The following is a 21,405-nucleotide window of genomic DNA, read 5'->3' as shown; positions in this document are numbered from 1 at the left end:
CCCCAAAGCCATTTCAAAAAATCCAAACAAGGGAGCTCATTTGCTCCCTTGTTTGTGCCTGAGCGTTTTAGCTTTATGTTTAAAGCACAAATCAGCCCTACCCTATATTTTGCTCACTCTGTTATACTAGCTAGCTATTCTTTACCACTGCAACATGACACGATGCTAAACCAAGCATTGATCATCACTGACAGTGTTGTTAATTATCATTTTACTTTACCCGAGATTACACATGCCATTTTCGAAGCTGGGATTAAGCGATCCAATAATCAGTGCACTTAGTTCTTTAGGTTATACCAAGCCGACCCCCATTCAATCTAAGGCTATACCTGTTGCTTTATCGGGTAAAAACATCATTGCTGCGGCGCAAACCGGTACCGGTAAAACAGCCAGCTTTGTGCTGCCCATTATCGAACGTTTTAAAGCCCCCCATAAGGTACGTGGCAAACGCGTCAAAGCACTGGTATTAGCACCTACCCGTGAACTGGTGATTCAGGTTGAACAGAACATCAAAAAATACAGCCAGAACTTATCAATAAATTCAATGGTCATGTATGGCGGCGTTGACAGTAATGCCCAAAAGCAAAAACTCATTGAAGGCATTGATATCCTTGTGGCAACGCCTGGCCGTTTGTTGGATATGTATACTCAGCGTGCAGTAAACTTTGACGAACTTGAAGTGTTAGTGCTTGATGAAGCCGATAGAATGCTGGATATGGGCTTTATTGAAGACATTAACCGCATCATCGAATTGTTGCCTGATGAACGTCAAAACATGTTGTTTTCAGCAACCTTATCTAACCAAGTACGCGCTTTGGCTAAATCAGCCATGCGTAACCCAGTGCAAATTTCAGTGGTTGAAGATGCTGACGCGGCGCCAAAAATTGACCAATGGTTAGTTACCGTTGATAAAGAAAAGAAGTCAGCATTACTGAGCCAGTTGATTAAAGACAACGATTGGAAACAAGCACTGATCTTTATCGAAACGAAACACGGTGCAGCCAAGCTAGTAACTCAATTAGAAAAGCGCGGCATTATTGCTGAGTCATTTCATAGTGGTCGCAGCCAGCCGATACGTGAGCAATTACTTAAAGATTTTAAAGATGGAAAAATCACCTATCTTATTGCCACTGGTGTTGCTTCTCGTGGTATTGATATTGATGACTTACCTATCGTCATTAACTACGACTTACCATACCCTGCTGATGATTATGTGCATCGTATTGGTCGTACTGGCCGTGCTGGGGCGTCAGGTATTGCAGTGTCATTGGTGTCAAAAGATGACTTTAAAAACCTCTGCGCCATTGAGCGCCGTTTGGGTCACTTAATTGTCCGTAAAGAAGTTGAAGGCTTTACAACGCGTAAAGAAGTGCCGATTTCAATCTTAGATTTTGTCCCTAAGAATGCCAAAATGCCAAAGGCTAAAATAGACGATAAACCTACGCTTTCTCGTGGCAAGTCAGATAAGCCAAAGAATAATCATTACGATAAAAATAAAGCCAAACGCTTTAACAAAGAAAGCGCAGCTAAAAGCCCATACAAAACTAGTGACCGCGGCGAGAATAGAAGCTCAGACTCTCGCAAGCCTAGTAAAAATAACAGCGGCAGTTCAGTACCCAATGGGACTGGCGCTGTAAACCCTTGGGGTAAATAGGCTGATATTTTTATAACCGTTAGGTTAAAAAGCCACACAGAGTAAATATTGATTAAAGCGCCGCTAATTTAATAGCGGCGCTTTTTTAATGCTGATTACCTCAGTTTGATTATCTGTGGTTGATGGTTAAAGGTCTATAGTTAAAGGTCTATGGTTAAAGGTTTATGGTTATTTATCACGAATAGTCACTCGCCACGGCGGATTTAATCGATTCTCACCAGCCCAATACAGCTTTATCTTATTACCTGCAGGATCAAACAGCCTTGCTTCACGCCATAAATAGTCTTGATCGGTTGGCAAAGTTTCAAATTCGATGCCTTTTTTAATCAGCTGATTAACCCATTCATCGAGTTGTTCATGCTCAAAATAGATAACGGTTCGGTTATCACTTTTATTCGATTGCTGCTCAGCTAAGGTTAATGAAAAACTGGCCTCACCATCAGGACACATAAAACGGGCGTAATGGGCAGTATTAACAATTTGAGTAAAACCGAGAGTTAAATAAAACTCACAGGCTTTAGTCATATTATCAACCGTTAAGGTAACTTGATTAAGACGCATACTGACTCCTAGTTACGATAAATCTCCAGCTAATACAGGCTGTTTTACTGTTGCTTATACTATTTATAAGCGCCACCGAAACTTAAACATAACGATTTCGTTCACTGGGAATATCTGTTAAATACTGGACAAACTCTACCTCAATGCCATCAGGGTCAAGATAATAAACACTGTCAGAATAACTATCTTCTCGGCCTTTAATCGCGATTTCAAAACCAGCTTGCTCCATTCTTGCCATTAAACTTTTTAGATCTGACACCACATAAGCAAAATGGGCTAAGCCTAAATCATAACCTTCATTGGGACGCATTTTTCCTTTACCGCCATCGTTAAGCGATAAGTAATTATATTCATCACCAAAGTGTAGCCATTTACGCTGCACCCCATGCCACTCGCCTTCACCACCGCCGCGAACTTGCCAATGGGGAAAAGCTGCCCGATAAAACCTTAAGCTTACGTCTAAATCTTGTACTACTAAATTTAAATGCTCTAATCGCATAATCATATTCCTTGTTTTAAAAACCAGACATTACTTATTAATCATCACTTGATTGAATAGGGTTCGGCTTCGTTCAATAACCGCTGTGATTGCGTGTTCTGCTGACAAATCAAGCCTCTTAGCGCCACTTGGGCAGCGGCTTAGCTCATCTGAATCATCATAAGCTTGCTCAGTGACAACCCCCTTAGAGGGATTGATTACAGTGGTAACCGGAGTCGATGTTCGATAACTAAATGTATTAACTTGTTCAGCTTTAAAAATTAAATTGCTCATTTTGCCTCCTGCATTGCGACGATTTTTAAATCAACTTGTTGTGATATAGTGTCACTATAAAACCTCAACCTTGGTTGAGGTAAAGTGTTATTTTAACTGTTAGAGGAACAATGTTGATGCTTGATGAAATGGATTTAACAGTCGGGCAAGTGGCCAAGCGCTGCGGCATAAAAGTTTCAAGCCTGCATTTTTATGAATCAAAAGGCTTGATCAGTAGTTTGCGCAATCAAGGCAATCAGCGCCGCTACCGCCGAGATGTGATCAGGCGGATATCAGTGATAAAAGCCGCCCAAACCATGGGAATAAGCTTACAGGATATCAAGCAGGCATTTAGCCACCTTCCCAATGAACGCACCCCAACCCCAGAAGACTGGGCATTGTTATCAACCAAGTGGCAAAATGAGTTAACTAAAAAAATCAATTATTTGACAAATTTACGTGACTCACTAGATGGCTGTATTGGTTGTGGATGTTTATCAATGAAAAACTGCCCTTTATACAATCCTAATGATGAACTGGGTGACAATGATGCTGGTGCCGTCATTTTAGATAGAGCGCTTAAATAGCGAGTTGTGACTTTTATCAGCGGTGCTTTTGTTGAGCAGTGCTTTAGTCGATCAGTGCTTTGTTGAAAGCGACTTTATCGCAAAGTGCTTGTATTTAAAGTGCTTTTATTTAAAGTGCTTTTATTGAAAGTGACATTATTAAAAGTGACATACTTGAGGGATTAATTTGTTGTGAGGGGCTTTATAAGCAGTCATAAAGCAAAAAGCCCAACTAGGAAAATGAATCTAGTTGGGCAAAAAATCAGGGAAGAGATGAAACTAGTGCCCTTTATTATTTACATAAAGGGCGGTAACGCATTAACTTTCAATTGTGTTACTGGTTGCGCTGCGCGCCGAGTTAATTTGAATTTTACGCGCTTTTAACGCTTCAGGGATTTCTCTTACTAAATCAACATTTAATAAGCCATTTTCTAATTCAGCACCGACAACATTGACATGGTCTGCTAACTGGAAAGTGCGCTCAAAGCCACGCTCTGCGATACCTTGATGTAAGTATTTACGTTCATCGTTTACAGCAGCTACTTTACTGCCTTTGACGAGTAACTTGTCACCTTCGCTGGTGATATCAAGCTCTTCCATACTAAATCCAGCAACCGCCATAGTGATACGGTAGCGATTTTCGCCAAGTAATTCGATGTTATATGGAGGGTAACCGGTGTTACCGTTTTGTACTGCGGCGTGTTCAGCCATTTTTGCTAAACGATCAAAACCAATCGCACTACGGTAAAGAGGAGTTAAATCTGGAGTTAAATTAAATTTACGCATTGTCATATCCTTGTCTAAAGCAATATGTGAAAAATAAAATGCCATTATTGGCGGTTTGTCATTACCCTTGCGGCGTAATGCTAGTTAGTACCTCTATTGAGCGTGCCTAACTTACAACTAGATATGAGAACGATATTTTATTTTTCAAGTAAATCAGCAAAAATAATTTTCCCCTTAGGCAATAAATTTAAATATAACCACTAATAATCAATAACTTAAAAAGTTAAAAATTTCAAATAAAAAGGCAACCAAGTGGTTGCCTTTAGGTTTAAATGCTAACAGAAGCTAACATTAACTCATGGATTCTAATAAATACTGCAGCCTAATGAGCTTTTCGATTGGGTAAATTTCACTTCATTTTTCGGATTATAATCCTCAATTTGAATATTTTTCTTTTTCTTAATGTATTCATAAAGCTCAATGGCATCTACATAACCCGCTTCAAGAATATTAATCTTAGGGTAATTGTCACCACCGGCTGCGCTAAAACTTGGAATAGAGAACTGATAGGTTGCCGATATATCGAAAGGCTGACCATTAATACTATGAATTTCAACGTCTTGATCACGACATTTCACTGTCATATCAACACCGTAAAATTGCGCATAAGCCCCACTAGTTCGGGTATTAGTGGCCACTTTAGATAAATATTTAATCAGCTTTTCACCAGACATTTCTGCTAAGCCAATAGTATTTGAAAATGGTTGCACTGTGAGCACATCACGGTAGGCAACATCACCGGCTCTGATTGAAGCTCTAACGCCACCAGAATTCATGATGCCAAAATCAGCACGCACTTTCTCGCTGTGAACTTTAGCAATTAAGCGACCAAGGTTAGTTTGCTGTGAGCGAACAATTTTTCGGTCCCCTTCTAATAATCCATCAAGCTTACCAATTATCACATCAAGTTGTTCACTGCCTTTTTGCTGATAAGGTAATAACGCCTTTTCTACTTCAGCGTTACGCTCAACATGTTCACCTACTGGCCATGCTAATTTTTTACCAAAAGCCATTCGCTTTAAGTTAATCGGAATTAAGCGGTAGTCCACTAAATACAATTTACCGTTAATGTATTCAAAATCAGCGCGGCCAACATAACGCCCCCACTCATGGGCTTGCATAATCCAAGTGCCGTTTTGCTTATCTGGACGACATGAATCTCCCGCAGTGAAGGTTTTATCATACTCACTGTTGCGACCAGCCATACACACTGGGTTTTGCGAGTGCCCGCCGATAATGGCGTCTAGCTGCCCTTCCTCTAACGCTCTAGCCATAGTGACATCACCAGGGGCATTACTGCCAAATTCACCATTTTGATAATGGCCCATATGGGTTGCTGCAAAAACGAGGTCAACGCTTTCATTGGTGTTAATTTCTTTAAGCAACTTTTTCATTTCAGTCGTTGGATCAGTAAATATTAACGACTCTGTATGCAATGGATTCGTTAGCTTTGGTGTGTCGTTAGTGGTCAAGCCCACTACCGCAATGTCAATATCACCCACTTTGAACACTTTATAAGGTTCAAAATAACGTTCATTAGTTTCTCTATCATAGATATTGGCCGCTAACATTGGAAATGTGGCTAACTCTGCTTGTTCTGCCAATACTGACAATGGGTTATCAAATTCATGATTGCCCACCGCCATGGCATCATAACCAATCATATTCATGCCAATAAAATCGGGGATGGCGTTTTGTAAGTCTGATTCTGGTACACCTGTATTGATGTCACCACCTGATAACACTAAGGTATATCCACCATTGGCGGCGACCTCTTTACGAATACCATCAATGACAGTATAACGCGCCGCCATGCCATACTCACCCGCTTTGTTATGCCAAAAGCGACCATGATTATCATTGGTATGCACCACAGTAAATTTAGTGCAATTATTATCTTCGCAGTCAGGTTTTCGATCACACGCAGTTAAACTGGTTAATACACCGATGACGACCAGTAGACTCGGAATTTTTCTTATCATTATGTTATCCGTAAACCTTCAATTTAATACAAGTTGCCTGCAATTTGTTTGCAACTAGTTTCACTACATAAAACAAGGTGGATTTTAACAAAACTTCAGTAAACATTGTGATTTATTTTTAAGTTATCACTATAAATAACAATAGTTTAGTTTTTAATAATACAAGCAGATTGTCCAATATAATGAAAAGAGATTTAACCAAATGATTGAGTTGTACGAATATAAAAAAGGCTTAGCACCATAACAGCGCTAAGCCTCTTGTTTTTATAGTTTTTTATGACCACTAGCTAACAGTGGTATTGTGCTTAATTTAAAACAGTCACACTAAACTGCCAGTTATGCCTTACCGAGTTTATCGGTTAACCATTGACCAATGTGGGACAACTGCGCAGGAATAACACTATGAGCCATAGGGTAAGTAAGCCACTTGCTCGAATACCCTGCTTTGATTAAAGCATCATGGGCCATTTTTCCAGCAAACAATGGCACCACTTCATCTTGCTCACCATGGTTTTGTAATATAGGCGTATCACTGTTAGCTGCACTTAAGCCCTCAGGTAAGGCCTCTCCTGCGGGCAAGTAACATGATAATGCCATAATGCCTGCCAGTTTTTGCTCAAACCTTAGCCCAGTAAATAAGCTCATGACGCCGCCTTGACTAAAGCCTGCCAGCACGATATTTTCCGCGCTAATACCTGAGTCAATTTGTTCATTAATCAAGGCTTTTACTGCGACCTCAGAGGTTAATACACCATTGATATCCGCTCTGTCATGTAAATCCATGCTTTTAATATCATACCAAGAGCGCATGATATAGCCGCCATTAATGGTCACTGCTTGTTCTGGTGCATGGGGGAAAACAAATCGAATACTATGATCACTAGGTAAACCTAAAACAGGGACGACAGGCGCAAATCCTGCCCCTGAATCTCCTAAGCCATGCAACCAAATAACACATGATTTAGCAGGTGTGGCAGGTTCAACTGTTATACGTTCTAGTAGGGTTGTCACCGACGACATAATAAAATCCTTTATGATGAATTGCGGCTATCTTATACCAATCCTTAAGCACCGTTAAGCCTGAAACAAAAAAGGTAGCCGAAGCTACCTTTTTAAATTTACTCAATTTTTGTTTGGTTCATTGATGAATCAAAGCAATTATTGCGCACAGCTTTTCACTAAGGTGCCATTACGGTAGAAGTTTAATTGACCTTCTACAGGTGCATAATCGGCAGCGGATAATTCAGGGTTTGCCACAAAGTACTCACGGAAAACCGCAGCATCGGTTAACTGGGTATCAATGTAGTTTTTGTGTTGATTAATCACCGGATAATCGTCACCACCAGCCGCGCTGAAATGAATTAACGAGAAGGTATAATCATCTTCTAAATCAAAACTACGGCCACCAAGAGATGCAATTTCAACAATGTCAGAGGATTTGGCATCAGCTGCGGCATCACAATTTACATCCATAGCAACATGGTTAAACTGCGGAAAACCACCACCAGTTTTAACTGCAACAGCAGCTAAATAATCTTCAACTTCTGCACCTGTCATAGTGACATAAGACACAAAGTTACCAAATGGCTGCACAGTTAACACATCACGGTATGAAATATCCCCTTCAGCAATAGAGTCACGGACACCACCTGAGTTCATTACGCCAAAGTCTGCAGTGACATTGAAGTTAGTGGTAACAAATTCAGAATAAGCTGTCGTGAGCAGGTTACCTAGGTTTGTTTGCTCAGCGCGCACCACTTCACGGTCGCCTTCAAACTTAGCATCAGTATAAGAAATCACTACATCTAATAATTCTTGGCCGCGTTCTTGGTATGGCAATAAAGTGTTATATACCGTTGGGTCTTTTTCAATTTCTTCAGTAATGAAAACTAGCTCACCACTTTCATCTTCTTGCTTTAAATTGATTGGAATTAACGAGTAATTGGCTAGAGTTAATTCACCATCCATGTATTCAAAATCTGCACGGCCAACATACTTGCCCCATTCATGGGCTTGCATGATGTAAGTGCCGTTTTGTTGATCTGGTTTACAGTCATCACCAGGGGTAAAGTCTGCGTACTCATCACCTTCCATACACACTGGGTTTTGTGAATGACCACCTATAATAGCGTGCAGTTGACCTTGTTCAACTGAGCGCGCTAGCATCACATCGCCCGCAGCTTCAGTGCCGTGATATCCGTCAGCATAATGGCCCATATGAGTCACAGCAAACACCATATCAACATCTTCATTTGCTTCAATTTCAGCAAGCACAATAGGTAGTTCATCTTGCGGATCGGTAAATGTCAGTCTATCGACATTTTCAGGGTTAACTATTTTTGGGGTATCGACAGTGGTAAAGCCGATAATCGCGATTTTTACGCCATTTATTTCAAACACGCGGTAAGGTTCAAAATAACGCGTGTCTGCATTTTTGTCATATATGTTAGCTGCAAGCATTGGGAAATTAGCCAATGTCGCTTGCATATCAAGAGTACTAAGCGGGTTATCAAACTCATGGTTACCCACTGCCATAGCGTCATAACCCAATAAGTTCATGCCCATGAAATCAGGAATGGCTTGTTGCATGTCTGACTCAGGTACACCAGTGTTAATATCACCACCGGATAACAAAATGGTTTCGCCACCAGCACGCTCTACTTCGTGCCTAATTTGATCGATAACGGTTTTACGCGCCGCCATTCCATATTCACCATTGCTGTTTTCCCAAAAACGGCCATGATTATCATTGGTATGAATAACAGTAAAACTGGTACAAGCATCGCCTGCGGCTTCACAAGCCGTTAGGTTGTTATCATCGTCATTATTACAACCAGATAAAGCAGCGAGTACCGCAGAGGCCACTAAGCCTTTGTACAACATGTTTTTCATGATCTAACCCTTAATCAATTTAATTTTTATAATGTACGAGCGATCCAGCCCATTGCTGAATGCTAGCAAACAATGCATAAATCTCATGTCAGTTTGATTACAAAAAACCACACTTTACCCAGTCGCAACAACAAGATGCGTAAGCGGCTACATTTAAACCTAAAGCCAAACACCTGCATAAAAAAAACAGAACAAACCTGCTCATTTAAGCTTCAACAACTCAAACTTTATCTGGCTGATATTTGGGCTCAAACAGCCAAAAATCTAAATATAGGTGACGTATTTGTTAAATCAGTCTTGAGTGAATGAAGCAAGTGATTTTCAGTCTGGCAATTTAATATTTTAATTAACAGTTAAGCCATTTAGGATGAATCAACTTCGAATAAATCGAACGTTAGAGCCCATTTAATCCGCTTTTTTTGCAAAAGCTCATCACTTAAACTCAGTCATATAAGTTGAAATTATTAGGTGACAATTATGGGGTTATTACAAAATGGACACTGGGTCAATAAATGGTACCCAACCAAGGAGAATGGCGGCAATTTTCAACGAGAAGATGCACAACTTAGGCATTGGGTAACCCCAGATGGCAGTGCTGGAATAAGCGGTGATGCGGGCTTTAAAGCTGCAGCCGGACGTTACCATTTATACGTATCATTGGCTTGTCCTTGGGCGCATCGAACCTTAATTTTTCTACAACTTAAACAGTTAACCCAATTGATTGATGTCACAGTGGTAGAGCCGCACATGCTCAGTAACGGCTGGGAGTTTGCCGGCCCTAATCAGTCTGCAGCTGCTAATGCCATTGAAGGCGCTAATAGCGATCCTTTGTTTAATAAAGATTACCTGTATCAAATTTACCAAATGGCCAAGCCTGATTATAACGGCCGTGTCACTGTGCCCGTATTATGGGATAAACACACGCACACCATAGTCAGTAATGAATCATCTGAAATTATTCGTATGTTTAATCAGGCGTTTAATCATCTTACGGCTAACCATGATGACTATTATCCAGCGTCACTGCGTCAAGATATTGATGAGCTTAATGCCATGATTTACGGCAATATTAATAATGGCGTATATCGCTGTGGTTTTGCTACCAGTCAACAAGCTTATGAAGCGGCGATAACGCCACTGTTTGCCAGTTTAGACCAATTAGAGCAGCGCTTAGCAACAAAACGTTACTTAATGGGTGATGTGATAACTGAAGCAGATTGGCGTTTATTTACCACTTTAATTCGCTTTGATTGTGTTTATGTGGGCCACTTTAAAACCAATATTAGAACCATTGAGTCCTACCCTCACCTTAGTGGTTACCTCAGGGACTTATACCAACAGCCAGGTATTGCTGACACGGTAAACTTTGAGCACATTAAGCAGCATTACTACTTTAGCCACCAACAGATTAATCCAACCCAAATAGTGCCCGTTGGCCCAGAGATTGACTATAACAGCCCCCATAACCGAGCTTCACTAGCCTAGGTATTAATAGCTTATCGCAGCCGAATCACATTATTCGGCTGCAATCCCATTATTTCGATGGCTTCATAAAATTGCTGGGCATTATCCAATTTTAAACTCCAGCGCACAGCCCCAGCATCTGCAATTAACATTAAACTGTCACTAAGACATTTCATGTCATCGACCATTGCGGTCAAGACGATGTTATTGGCATTTAATCGACACTGGATTTCAAATGGCGTGACCACTAACTTACCTTGGGAAAATTCAATTATCATTCGGGTACTTCTTTTATTTCAAACAAAAATCCCAAGTATATTAACTACACTTGGGATTACATTTTGAGTAATGCAGCAATAAATTAGTGCTGATGACCGCCTTCACCGTGTGAATGACCGTGAGCAATTTCTTCATCAGTTGCTTCACGAAAATCAACCACTTCGATATCAAAGGTTAACTCACGACCAGCTAATGGGTGGTTAGTATCGATGGTCGCCATGAACTTACCCATTTTAACGATAGTCACTTGGCGTTGACCTTCTTCAGTATTGACGATAGCAGACATGCCCACTGTCCATACTTTAGCGCCTTGTAGGTGTTTTACTGAAACACGTTGCTCAGCACCTTCCATACGCTCACCATAGGTCTCAGCAGCTGGTAATGTAACGGTGAACTTTTCACCAGCATCTTTGCCAGCAATGGCATTTTCTACACCTGGCATCATGTTGTCATGGCCATGTAAATAGGCGATTGGAGAACCACCTTCGTTAGTTTCAATCACTTCACCTTGTTCGTCACGAAGGGTGTAGTTGAATCGAACTACCATATTGTCTTGAGCGCTCATCGAATGTCCTTAGTTTACTTCGATATCAATAGTTGCCGAAGCTTAACAAATACCCGATTAAGCTGCCAGTAAAAGCCGAGATAATCGATTGCTATGCTTTTAGCTTATGCTCTGAACTTATGCACTGAGTTTAAGCACTGAGCCTGCCGACTGGCAAAGAATAAACCCTTAGGGATGCTATCCCTGTTTGTGTAATTAAAACTACGGATTATAAACTGATATTAATACCTAACGCGGCAAAGGTTTTTTGATCGGGAAAGCCATCAGCAATCAAGTTTTTACTGCGCTGAAATGCCTGCACTCCTGCAATCGAGTTTCGCCCGAGTACACCATCTGGTTTACCAACATCAAAACCCAGTTCATTTAATTTTGCTTGCATAAGCTTAATGTCGCTGCGATTAAATAAACCATGATCGGGCGCACTTACTCTCAGCGGCGCCGCACCATTAACCCTATCAGCTAAATGACCCACGGCAATGGCGTAAAATTCAGAGCGATTCCAGCGCATAATGACATCAAAGTTATCGTAACCTAAAAATGCTGGCCCGGTATGACCAGATGGAACATACAATGAGGCTTCCATTTCTGGAGTCGTCAACGGCGCGCCATTGGCTTGCTTGAGGTTTAATGCTGCCCAATCGGTTAACGGTTTAGGATGCTTGCGACCAAGGTATTGGTAATCATAATTTTCAGGCAATAATACTTCACGGCCCCAGCGCTCATTCGCTTTCCAGCCCAGTTGCTGCAAAAAGTTTGCCGCAGACGTTAGCGCATCGGCAGTGCTATTCCACAAATCGACTTTGCCGTCACCATCACCATCAACGGCATATTTAGCGTAATTGGTTGGCATAAATTGAGTATGACCCATCGCGCCAGCCCAAGAGCCCACCATAGTCGCGTCATCAAATTGATACTTTTCTTTAAGCTTTAAAGCTTGCATCAATTCATTGGTAAAATAGGTACTACGACGAGGATCGCAGGCTAATGTGGCTAACGAATTTAACACTGACATTTTGCCTTTATAGCCACCAAAGTTGGTCTCCAGCCCCCAAAAAGCAATAATATATTGGCCTGGCACCCCATACTCTAGGGTGAGCTTATTTAATAATGTACGATGCTCGGCTAATAAACGCCGCCCCTCTTTAACACGCCAATCAGTCACACGCTTATTGAAGTAATTACCGAAGGTGGTACTAAACTCTGGCTGCTGATTATCAAGCTCAATCACTCTAGGAATGTACTTTAGATTAGCGACACTGGTATTTATCGTTTGCTCGGATATGCCTTCACTGCGGGCTTTAACTTTAAGCTTATTGACACACTGGGAAAAATCATCGGACGCTGCAATTGCTTGAAGACTAACAAAGCAGCTAGAAACCACTACAGCCGATTTTAGTAACGCCGGAAATTTGAAACTTACCATAAAAGAATACTTCGACTAATCAATGAATAGCCACATCCTGACTTATCAAGCAAAAGGAAACAAGACCAAAACCCGCTAAAACTGTGATAATTTGTATTTGTTTATTTCATTTTACGATAGAAGATTAATAGTGTTTTGTATTGTTTAGCGTTAACGTATAATGCACCAGTTAATTGAAATTTCTAAGAGACTAATCATGATTGAACTAACCCCTGCAGTTGTAAGCTTTATTGAAAATGTGAAAAAGCATCAAGTCCTTTGGGGCTTAGCGGATGAGACTGGTGAAGGTTGGGTTGTCTGTGACTCTTCTGAATTTGAGCAAACTGATGTGATGCCTTTATGGTCAACACAAGCTGCGGCGGCAAGCCATTGCACTGAAGAGTGGGCAGACTATGTCGCTGTTGAGATCAGTGTGAATGACTTTTTAGAATTTTGGGTTGGCGATTTAAATGAAGACGGTGTATTAATCGGTCTTGATTGGGTTGCAAACGAAGAATGTTTAGAAGTAGACCCTATTGAATTAGCTAAAGAGCTAGTTGATATTGAAGCCGAATAATTACCTTGTTGGCTAAATTAAGCTGCTGCAGTTCGTTAGGAACTAAAGCAGCTTTTTTATGAGAAAAATTTAGTTGCCAGTTATAAACTTAAAGGCCTGTTTTGAATCATTTACCTCCCCTAATTGATATCCCTTTTGATCTGCGCCATCAATGCTGGTTTTGCGCCGAACCCAGTAACGATGTGTTCAGTTATTATGCTAAAGCATCAACCCCACATCCATCATTAACACTGCCAGCATGCAGTGAGTGTTCACGGTTAGCTAAAAAGAATTTACTGACGTCTATCTGGGATTGCAGAGACGCAGTAAAAGATGACTTAATGCGGATTTATCATAAAGATCTCGCCATTGGTATTAATTGGACCGAAGAAGAGCTGGCGGAGTCTGGTTTTGATTGTCGAATATTATCTGGCTTTAAAGAAAGCGCATGGATGATGTACAACATTGCCAAAGGCCGGATTAATGCAAAAGGTTGGCCCTTGGTGCTCAATGGCATTGATATTGAACAAGGTTATAGCGCGGTATTTGAATTTGATGGTTTACAGTTTAATAGCCTAACTAAGGCAATTAATCACTATTGTGACACCTTAGCGCTCAACAAAACGCTGCTATGTGAAATACTCAATATTGTCGGCAAAGACAAGTTTTCTTATGCGGTAAGATTATGTCGGATGAACATTGGCATAACCAAAGAGCATCAAAAGCTGCTTATTGAACAGGTTCAAGAAGAGTTCTCATAAATATTGAGCGAGTAAAACAGTAAGCCAAGACAGAGCGATAACAACCGCGTCGCTCTGAAGAGACACTTAGTCAAGGAGCATTTTTAAGCGCTGCTGCACCGCATCAACCAATAAGTCTGGCTGGAATTTAGAAATAAACTTGTCACAGCCCACTTTTTCAACCATAGCATTGTTAAAGCTGCCACTTAACGAGGTATTAAGGGTGATATACAGTGACGCCATGCGCTCATCGGCGCGCACTTCAGCAGTGAGTTTATAGCCGTCCATTTCAGGCATTTCTGCATCGGTAATCATCATCAATAACTCATCGGCAACGCTTTTACCTTCTGCAGCCCAGCCTTTAAGCATATTCAATGCTTGCAAACCATCAGAGGCTTCTATGATTTTAATCCCCAGTTGATTGAGGGTGTCGCGTACTTGTTTTCTAGCCGTGGCGGAGTCATCAACAATTAATACTTTTCGGCCCGGCATATGCGCCACTAATTGTTGATCAAGTACGCCTTCGGATAAGGTTATGTCGTAATCAATGATTTCAGCTAGCACCTTTTCGACATCAATAATTGAGACCAATATTTGTACATCATTATCTTGCAGTTTAGTGATAGCCGTTAAATAGTTATTAGCCCCTGCAGACTTTGGTGGCGGCATAATATCGCCCCAGGTCATATTAACAATATGCTCTACCTTGCCAACTAAAAAACCCTGCACACTGCGGTTATACTCAGTAATAATCAAATTACAGTCATCTGATACTGGCATAGGGCTAAAGCCAATAGCGCCGCGCAGATTAATCACTGGAATAGACATGCCACGAATGTTGGCAACACCACTAATGTTTGGGTTACTGCCAGGTAATGCGCTTAACGGCGGAAGCTTAACGACCTCTTTGACTTTGAACACGTTAATAGCAAATAATTGGGTGGCACTAATTTTGAACAACAGTAATTCTAAACGGTTCTCACCGACTAATTTGGTACGTTGATCCACTGAATCCAGCATTTTTTTCATTATTATTTCTCGTTAACTCAAGCTTGGTTCTACTAGCCATTAAAAAATTTTAGCGGATACAACAGCGACATTGACTAAATCAGGTTGGCTGTAAAACACCATTTAGAACAGATATTAACCTAATAAATTTTAATATAGATCTTATCGGCAGCATCGTACGTAACATGAGTAATTAGTGCAAATTCAACTCAAGATAAAACTATAGGGATCACAACAAATGATATCGACCAAGGTTTATAACAACATAAAAAGCATCGCCTTGTGTGCCTTGCTAGTTAGCGGAGCAAGCGCTTGCACTATGCTGGATAAAAAAGTTGCAGTGGTTGAGGACTTTAAACTCAACAATTACCTTGGTAGCTGGTATGAAATCGCCCGACTTGACCATTCATTTGAAAGAGGCCTGTCAAAAGTCACTGCCAACTACTCTGTTGATGGCGATAAAGTGGTGGTCATCAATCGAGGTTATTCAGACGAAAAAGCAGGTTGGAGTGAAGCTGAAGGTAAAGCCTATTTTATTGAAACTGACAATATTGGCCGTTTAAAAGTCTCTTTTTTTTGGCCATTTTATGGTGCCTATCAAATCCATGATTTGATGGAAGATAAAAACGGAAACTATATAAGTTCGTTAGTGATAGGTCCAAACAATGATTATGCGTGGATTTTATCGCGCACACCTAACATCTCTGCCGAGCATAAGCTCAGGTTCACAGAAAAAATGACCGCATTAGGCATTGATACCCAGCAATTAATTTGGGTAAAACAATAGTGATCATTACCCTCAACATCACCGTATAAACTATTGAAAACATGAATACTACATTCATCATTAAGTTAGTCATATAGGTGCCGTTATGATATTGCCTCTGTTCCCATTGTCCATTTGCTTGTTACCTCAAGGCTTCACGCAATTGCGCATTTTTGAACCAAGATATAAACGTTTAGTGACTGAATCACTTAAGTCAGGCGAAGGTTTTGGCTTGTGTATGCTAACCAGTGACAACCAGCTCATGCCGTTAGGTACTTGGGTTCATATTATCGACTTTGAAACTTTAGACGATGGCCTATTAGGTATTAGTATCGAAGGTAAACAGCGATTTAAAATCAATCAATTCGACACTGAAGCGGATGGTTTAAAAAGAGGAGATGTCAGTTTAATCCCCGATTGGCCGCAAACGGATTTAAAGCCCAAACAACATTTTTTAAGGGAAACCTTACAAGATATTTTACAGCAGTATCCACAACAATTATCTCATTATAAAGATGACGACTTTAATAATTTGTCGTGGGTCTGTCAGCGCTGGTTAGAGATCATGCCCATTAGCCCAGAAGAAAAATACCAGTGCATTAATAGTCATAACCACGAAATGACCCAAGCCTTGATCACCAGCATTATTAAGTGATGGTAACGTATTAAAACTCAGGTTTTTTAGCACCTTTCACTCAAAGCAAACGACTCAAGTTTTTATCCTTAGTAATAAATGATAAGAAAGTTGCCCATTTTTAACCTTTTTTGAACCATCTTTCATTCTTTGGCGTATCTACAGGTAACTTTCGGATTTAGTCAGCTTTTAACCTGCTATATATAAAACAGATTAATGCAAAATATGTGACTAAAGCTTTCTTAACACTGACGATGCGAGTGAAAATAAATGCAAAATTTTCAATCACAAACAGTTCAAAGTCGTTATGATAAAGGTATGTTATCTAAAAATAATAATGCCATGAAATCAGCCGATAAAAATGATGACGAAGCCCAGATGCTGGCAGACTTAATGCTACGTGTTGCAAATCATAGAGATAAAGCTGCGTTTGCTAAGCTGTTTGCTCATTTTTCACCAAAAATACGCTCTTTTGGGATCCAACGTTTGAGCCAACAAGGCTTAGCCATGGACTTGGTTCAAGAAACCATGACCCGAGTATGGACTAAAGCCCACCTTTATAATGTTGATAAAGCTGCGGTAAGCACTTGGGTATTCACAGTGATGCGTAATCAGTGCTTTGACATGTTGCGTAAAGTGCAACATAACCGTGAAGATGCGTTTGGTGACGACATTTGGTCTTTATTTGATTCTGATGGCAGCGATGAAACTGACAATGACTTCAAATTGTCTGCCACCTTGCTTAAACATGTTGAGTCGCTACCGCCCCTGCAAAAACAAGTGGTGCAAGGCATATACATGCAAGAGCTCACTCAGCAAGAACTGGCAGATAAATTAAAAGTGCCCATTGGCACGGTTAAATCAAGACTCAGATTAGGATTAGAGAAGTTAAAAGGCTTCATGGAGAAACATTATGATTAATTATCACCCCGATGAGCAATTACTGTCTCTCCATGCTAAAGGCGAACTGCCTTTGTCTTTATCATTGGCCATGTCAGCCCATTGTGAATTGTGTCGTCATTGCGCCGATAAAATTGAGCAACTCACTTTGGCAGCTGCTGAAAATAGCTTAAATACGCAATCCACAGCATCACTAGATTCAGGCATAAATGAAGCTATGGATGAAGAGCTTGAAGCCATGCTTAACACTGTGATGCAAATGGATGATTCCATTGAGGTATCACCTAAGCAAAGCAAGACAACGATAAAAGTTAAAGGTCAGCAATACCAATTACCGACAGCATTTCGCCAACAGCTCGACAATCATTGGCAAGGCATAGGTAAAGTTAGTCGTTTGAGACTGGACACCGGCGAGAGTCAAGCAAGAGCGAGTTTACTGCATATTGATAAAAACGGTGAAATCCCACAGCACACCCATAAAGGGCAAGAGTTGACCTTGTTGTTAGCAGGCGAATTCAGCGATGAATACAATACCTACAGCGCAGGTGACTTTATGTTACTTAATAGTGACCATGAGCACAGCCCTAAAACTGTTGAGGGGTGTTTATGTTATACCGTTGTTGATGCGCCTTTATATTTTACTAAAGGGATCAGTAAGCTACTCAACCCAATAGGCGAACTGATTTATTAATCAGCGGCTTAACGCTGACTTTGATTTTAAAGATAAATGAGTGCTTTAATGACACAAAGCACTCTTTTTTGCGGTTTTTATGGCCGTTTATGCTTATCCTCGGCTTAGCTAGATTATTTACCCTAACCGAGAATAAGTCGCCCCAATGTACAGTGTGTTGCTGATTTTGTTGGTTAAACATTCAAATAAAGGGCGATTAAGTTCACCTTTTATCCATTAATTGTCCTGAATTGTAAAAAATGTATTGCTATATAAAAAATATATGACTAATATCGGCTCTGTACTTAAGTTTTCTTGTAATTATTTGTTTACCCTTCTGTTAGTCACTCACTACATGCAGTAAACCCACACTACAAGTCATTTGCTAAGTTGTTCTCTGTCATTTGTTTGTCATATGCCTATGTTCAACTATCTACAGCAAGTAAATTGGCGATTAAAAATAAAATTGATCAAACCAGCCTACTTGTAAGTGTAATAAGCACAGTGAACTTAAGCACATAAATCTAAACTTACGCAACACAACTGCTTAAGGATAAATATTGTTATTACTTACTCACCAAAAAGGTGAAAATTAAAAAGGAGTGTGGCACATGTCATACAACATAAATGGTCATGAAATTACAGTTAATTTCCCTGTTAATTCAATATCATCAAATAAAAACTCAATAGCTTTTACCGATAGCCAAGGTAAAACTAAAACAACTTTTTCTAAGCGCACTGAAGCGTTAACATTTATGAAATGGTTGCTTACGGCTAACAAGTAAGACTTTTAACGCTTGCGTTATTCATTTGCTCAGTTACTCAATAGACATCGCTTCTCGGTATTTCCTCTCACACCTTACCGGACGTTTATTAGAACTGAGCAACATGAAGTTACCCTCAGCCAATACCACGTTTAACAATCTCCCCTAAACACTTTTCCAAAGCCAAAATCTTAATAAATTTCCAATACTTCTCTAAAGAATGCTTATTTAACCTCGATAAAAACCGCTATCATTCTTGCTGTTGATATTTCCTTTTGTAGCGCGCTAGCATGCTTGGATTACCCAGCAAGCCCCCTTGATGTAAATACATCACAGGAACAGCAGCACCTTTGTTTAACTCATCGCTGCTTAGGTTTGCAGTATGCAGATAATGCTCCAGCATGATGAAGCCCACCGGGTCATACAACAATTCAAATTCAATACCTTGCTTATTAACCCGTTGCCACATGTCATAACACTGACGGTTCAACTTGCCAAAATGATACTTTTTACCATTAGAGATGATCCTTGGATGATAGTCAGTATTATCGGTTAATTGATAAAACTGCTTAGTAAGATATTCATCACCGCCAACACAGCTGCAGGTTAATACCGTCACATTCGGCAGCGAGAGTTCTAAACTGCTGGCTGTTTTATTGAATTCGATAAAAAATCGTTGTAAGTAAAGCGCCGTGGTACCTGTACCTGAAGGAAGAAAGAGCTGTAACTTTTTCATATTATTTTGTTTAAGCCATTCAATAATTTCTCGCCCTAGTTGATCAAGCCCTAGCTGAGCATATTCACAACGCCCTCCCTCGGGAACAAACACCACGCGCTTATCTATCGACTCTTGATTCGATTCAAACGGCGCTTGAATATGTTGTTGTACATAAGCCTCTAGGTTCAGCTCAATACCCGCTGGCTTTTCAATGATGTTGGCGCCATTGTCTAAGGCCGCTTTATAGTTTCCTTGGGGGTTTTGCTTAAGATAGCCAGCAATATGGTCAACATAATAATCAAGTTGCCAGCCGCGCATTTTGGCTAAGGCTGCTAAAGAGTGCAGTGAGTTTGCTTGCGCTGAGCCATAGCCAACCAGTTTTTTTACCTGAGGAAAATCTTGCTCGAGAAAATATTGAAATTTTCGCGCTTTGTTACCACTGAAATCCGGGTGGAGTAAATCATCGCGTTTTACAAATATGCTCTGATCTGCAAATCGAATGCTTTGTACTGGTGTCGTGGCAAACATGGTTATCTCAACATCAATGAGTAGAGTTATTATTTTAACTAAAAAATGTTGTTTTTAACTAACCTATTTAAGCTGAGAGTTTAAGGGACAATATACATTATAAAATTATCGTTTTAATTCAACAAGATAATAAATATAAAGAATGTGGCACAGATTTCGCTTTATTAGTGCATAGCACGATTAAAAATAGTAAGTTATTACAAATAATTAAGGGATTTTAGATGTCAGTATTAAGATTAGTTTTTAATATCGCTTGGTTCATCATGGGCGGCTTTATAATGGGCTTAGCTTGGTGGCTAGCTGGGCTCCTATGTTTTATTAGTATTATCGGTATCCCCTTTGGCCGAGCCTGTTTCGTCATTGGTGAAATGGCATTTTGGCCATTTGGCCAAGAAAATGTCAATCGTAAACACCTATCAGGCACAGAAGACTTTGGTACTGGTCCATTAGGGATGATAGGTAATGTTATCTGGTTTTTATTTTTTGGTATCTGGTTGGCCATCGGTCACCTGACCCATGCTCTAGCTTGTTTTATCACTATCATTGGTATTCCGTTTGCGATACAACATGTGAAGCTGGCTTTATTGAGCCTCACGCCAATTGGGCAAACCATAGTGGCAAAAGAAAGCTATTAATCTAAACCAATTTAAATTGCTGTTACTATTGAATGTAAAAAAAAGGAGCGCTAATTTATTAGCACTCCTTTTTTATGTTTAAGGCGTTTATAAGGCAAGGATATAGTTGAACTCTTCTTCTGTCACTGGTTGAACACTCAACCTAGCGCCTTTACTTACCAATACCATGTCAGCAAGTTTTGGATCAGCTTTTAACTGCGCCAAGGTAATAATGCGGGTTAACTTTTGCTTAAAACGAATATCTACTGCAACCCATCTCGGATTTTGTTTATCTGATTTAGGATCAAAATAAGGGCTTTGATTATCAAAGGCGCTTAAATCGTTATAAGCATCTGAGGTCACCTCGGCAATCCCCACAACTGCGGGTACTTTACAGCTGGAATGGTAAAACAGCACTAAATCCCCTGTTTTCAATTCATCCCGTAAAAAGTTTCGCGCCTGATAATTACGTATGCCTTGCCAGGGTTCTGACTGTGGTAAACATGCTGCTAAATCGTCAATGCTGAACTCATCAGGTTCCGATTTCATTAACCAATACTTCATTTAAACCCTTAATAGTAAAACGATAATACTTGTGCAATCCA

24 protein-coding genes are annotated in these 21,405 nt (G+C 40.2%); 11 read left to right on the top strand and 13 right to left on the bottom strand.

The annotated features are described in order from the left end of the window. The first annotated feature begins 232 nt into the window (after window positions 1–232). Entirely contained in the window at window positions 233–1,654 is a 1,422-nt protein-coding gene (locus tag BM739_RS04200) for a DEAD/DEAH box helicase (protein ID WP_076537583.1), read from the top strand. A gap of 168 nt (window positions 1,655–1,822) precedes the next feature. On the opposite strand, the gene BM739_RS04195 is transcribed toward BM739_RS04200, so the two are convergent. The 3 genes from BM739_RS04195 to BM739_RS04185 all read right to left on the bottom strand — a co-directional run bounded on the left by BM739_RS04195 (window position 1,823) and on the right by BM739_RS04185 (window position 2,987). Further along, window positions 1,823–2,215: a VOC family protein gene (locus BM739_RS04195; RefSeq protein ID WP_076537581.1), complete on the bottom strand. Its 393-nt coding sequence runs from the start codon at window positions 2,213–2,215 to the stop codon at window positions 1,823–1,825. A gap of 82 nt (window positions 2,216–2,297) precedes the next feature. Beyond that, window positions 2,298–2,717 (bottom strand): VOC family protein, encoded by a 420-nt coding sequence (locus BM739_RS04190; RefSeq protein WP_076537923.1) that lies wholly within the window; start codon window positions 2,715–2,717, stop codon window positions 2,298–2,300. A gap of 27 nt (window positions 2,718–2,744) precedes the next feature. Then, entirely contained in the window at window positions 2,745–2,987 is a 243-nt protein-coding gene (locus BM739_RS04185; protein ID WP_076537578.1) for a hypothetical protein, read from the bottom strand. A 116-nt stretch (window positions 2,988–3,103) separates the two neighbouring features. Here BM739_RS04185 and soxR point away from each other — a divergent pair, with 116 nt between their 5' ends. Next, window positions 3,104–3,553, top strand: coding sequence for a redox-sensitive transcriptional activator SoxR (gene soxR, locus BM739_RS04180; RefSeq protein ID WP_076537575.1), 450 nt, complete (start codon window positions 3,104–3,106; stop codon window positions 3,551–3,553). A 297-nt stretch (window positions 3,554–3,850) separates the two neighbouring features. On the opposite strand, the gene BM739_RS04175 is transcribed toward soxR, so the two are convergent. The 4 genes from BM739_RS04175 to ushA (BM739_RS04160) all read right to left on the bottom strand — a co-directional run bounded on the left by BM739_RS04175 (window position 3,851) and on the right by ushA (BM739_RS04160) (window position 9,192). Further along, window positions 3,851–4,318 carry an Hsp20 family protein gene (locus tag BM739_RS04175; RefSeq protein ID WP_076537573.1) on the bottom strand — a complete coding sequence of 156 codons (468 nt, stop codon included), beginning with the start codon at window positions 4,316–4,318 and terminating at the stop codon, window positions 3,851–3,853. Between the two features lie 305 nt (window positions 4,319–4,623). Then, window positions 4,624–6,300, bottom strand: a complete 1,677-nt coding sequence (ushA, locus tag BM739_RS04170; protein WP_076537570.1) for a bifunctional UDP-sugar hydrolase/5'-nucleotidase UshA — start codon at window positions 6,298–6,300, stop codon at window positions 4,624–4,626. 336 nt (window positions 6,301–6,636) lie between these two features. After that, on the bottom strand, window positions 6,637–7,311 hold the full coding sequence (locus BM739_RS04165) for an alpha/beta hydrolase (protein WP_076537920.1): 675 nt from the start codon (window positions 7,309–7,311) through the stop codon (window positions 6,637–6,639). 147 nt (window positions 7,312–7,458) lie between these two features. Beyond that, window positions 7,459–9,192 (bottom strand): bifunctional UDP-sugar hydrolase/5'-nucleotidase UshA, encoded by a 1,734-nt coding sequence (gene ushA, locus BM739_RS04160; protein ID WP_076537568.1) that lies wholly within the window; start codon window positions 9,190–9,192, stop codon window positions 7,459–7,461. 477 nt (window positions 9,193–9,669) lie between these two features. Here ushA (BM739_RS04160) and BM739_RS04150 point away from each other — a divergent pair, with 477 nt between their 5' ends. After that, window positions 9,670–10,677, top strand: coding sequence for a glutathione S-transferase family protein (locus BM739_RS04150; RefSeq protein ID WP_076537564.1), 1,008 nt, complete (start codon window positions 9,670–9,672; stop codon window positions 10,675–10,677). 11 nt (window positions 10,678–10,688) lie between these two features. On the opposite strand, the gene BM739_RS04145 is transcribed toward BM739_RS04150, so the two are convergent. From BM739_RS04145 to BM739_RS04135, 3 genes are all read right to left on the bottom strand, one after another. Further along, window positions 10,689–10,934, bottom strand: coding sequence for a DUF3389 family protein (locus BM739_RS04145; protein ID WP_076537562.1), 246 nt, complete (start codon window positions 10,932–10,934; stop codon window positions 10,689–10,691). Between the two features lie 83 nt (window positions 10,935–11,017). Next, window positions 11,018–11,500, bottom strand: a complete 483-nt coding sequence (locus tag BM739_RS04140) for a peptidylprolyl isomerase (RefSeq protein WP_076537559.1) — start codon at window positions 11,498–11,500, stop codon at window positions 11,018–11,020. A gap of 208 nt (window positions 11,501–11,708) precedes the next feature. Beyond that, window positions 11,709–12,923 (bottom strand): lytic murein transglycosylase, encoded by a 1,215-nt coding sequence (locus BM739_RS04135; protein ID WP_076537557.1) that lies wholly within the window; start codon window positions 12,921–12,923, stop codon window positions 11,709–11,711. Between the two features lie 196 nt (window positions 12,924–13,119). On the opposite strand from BM739_RS04135, the gene BM739_RS04130 reads away from it, so the two are divergent. Further along, window positions 13,120–13,479 (top strand): DUF2750 domain-containing protein, encoded by a 360-nt coding sequence (locus tag BM739_RS04130; protein WP_076537554.1) that lies wholly within the window; start codon window positions 13,120–13,122, stop codon window positions 13,477–13,479. Between the two features lie 101 nt (window positions 13,480–13,580). Next, the gene (locus BM739_RS04125; RefSeq protein ID WP_076537552.1) at window positions 13,581–14,219 is read left to right on the top strand and encodes a hypothetical protein; all 639 of its coding nucleotides are present in this window, start codon (window positions 13,581–13,583) and stop codon (window positions 14,217–14,219) included. A 66-nt stretch (window positions 14,220–14,285) separates the two neighbouring features. On the opposite strand, the gene BM739_RS04120 is transcribed toward BM739_RS04125, so the two are convergent. Continuing rightward, window positions 14,286–15,227, bottom strand: a complete 942-nt coding sequence (locus BM739_RS04120; protein ID WP_076537550.1) for a chemotaxis protein CheV — start codon at window positions 15,225–15,227, stop codon at window positions 14,286–14,288. A gap of 217 nt (window positions 15,228–15,444) precedes the next feature. Here BM739_RS04120 and BM739_RS04115 point away from each other — a divergent pair, with 217 nt between their 5' ends. The 5 genes from BM739_RS04115 (at window position 15,445) to BM739_RS20090 (ending at window position 18,961) form a co-directional block, all read left to right on the top strand. Next, on the top strand, window positions 15,445–15,993 hold the full coding sequence (locus BM739_RS04115) for a lipocalin family protein (protein ID WP_175609483.1): 549 nt from the start codon (window positions 15,445–15,447) through the stop codon (window positions 15,991–15,993). An 85-nt stretch (window positions 15,994–16,078) separates the two neighbouring features. After that, window positions 16,079–16,627, top strand: coding sequence for an LON peptidase substrate-binding domain-containing protein (locus BM739_RS04110; RefSeq protein WP_076537548.1), 549 nt, complete (start codon window positions 16,079–16,081; stop codon window positions 16,625–16,627). Window positions 16,628–16,876: 249 nt separating this feature from the next. After that, a complete protein-coding gene (locus BM739_RS04105) occupies window positions 16,877–17,527 on the top strand; it encodes a sigma-70 family RNA polymerase sigma factor (protein WP_076537546.1) in 651 nt (216 codons plus the stop codon). Beyond that, a complete protein-coding gene (locus tag BM739_RS04100) occupies window positions 17,520–18,197 on the top strand; it encodes a ChrR family anti-sigma-E factor (RefSeq protein WP_076537544.1) in 678 nt (225 codons plus the stop codon). The genes BM739_RS04105 and BM739_RS04100 overlap by 8 nt, the downstream gene beginning before the upstream one ends. 590 nt (window positions 18,198–18,787) lie before the next feature. Next, entirely contained in the window at window positions 18,788–18,961 is a 174-nt protein-coding gene (locus BM739_RS20090; protein WP_102438235.1) for a hypothetical protein, read from the top strand. A gap of 229 nt (window positions 18,962–19,190) precedes the next feature. Here the strand turns inward: BM739_RS20090 and BM739_RS04090 are convergent, their stop codons facing one another. Continuing rightward, complete coding sequence (locus BM739_RS04090) at window positions 19,191–20,186, bottom strand: 1-aminocyclopropane-1-carboxylate deaminase (protein ID WP_076537539.1); 996 nt, start codon at window positions 20,184–20,186, stop codon at window positions 19,191–19,193. Between the two features lie 221 nt (window positions 20,187–20,407). On the opposite strand from BM739_RS04090, the gene BM739_RS04085 reads away from it, so the two are divergent. Next, window positions 20,408–20,821: a YccF domain-containing protein gene (locus tag BM739_RS04085; RefSeq protein WP_076537536.1), complete on the top strand. Its 414-nt coding sequence runs from the start codon at window positions 20,408–20,410 to the stop codon at window positions 20,819–20,821. Window positions 20,822–20,908: 87 nt separating this feature from the next. Here the strand turns inward: BM739_RS04085 and BM739_RS04080 are convergent, their stop codons facing one another. Further along, on the bottom strand, window positions 20,909–21,364 hold the full coding sequence (locus tag BM739_RS04080) for an EVE domain-containing protein (protein ID WP_076537533.1): 456 nt from the start codon (window positions 21,362–21,364) through the stop codon (window positions 20,909–20,911). Window positions 21,365–21,405 lie beyond the last annotated feature (41 nt).

Origin of the sequence: Shewanella sp. UCD-KL21 (genome assembly GCF_001957135.1) — a bacterium.
Classification (GTDB): Bacteria; Pseudomonadota; Gammaproteobacteria; order Enterobacterales; family Shewanellaceae; genus Shewanella.
The sequence above is the reverse complement of the archived record's forward strand: the minus strand, read 5'-3'. Positions and strand labels throughout refer to the sequence as shown.